Raw genomic sequence first — 209 nt, forward strand, 5'->3', positions numbered from 1 at the left:
CCATCGCGGTTCGCCAGCGTGGCCGCATCGATGTTCAAGTCATTGCTGTTGACGGCAATGCGGCCCGCTGTATTGTCCAGACTGCCGGTGACGATGCGCGTGTCGCCCGTGCCCGTCTGCAAGATGGTACCTTTTGCGTTGTCCAGATTGCCCACATGCAGGTCGAGCTGGCCTGCCTGCACCGTGCCTTCCGTGTTGTGCAAGGTGAC

Annotated in this window: 1 protein-coding gene; it reads right to left on the minus strand. The window is 61.2% G+C overall.

Annotation, left to right across the window (positions count from 1 at the left end):
• On the minus strand, positions 1-209 hold a 209-nt coding region (locus GCN75_RS29030), incomplete at both ends, for a hypothetical protein (RefSeq protein ID WP_152285393.1).

This window comes from Janthinobacterium violaceinigrum, from assembly GCF_009208555.1.
Taxonomy (GTDB): domain Bacteria; phylum Pseudomonadota; class Gammaproteobacteria; order Burkholderiales; family Burkholderiaceae_D; genus Janthinobacterium; species Janthinobacterium violaceinigrum.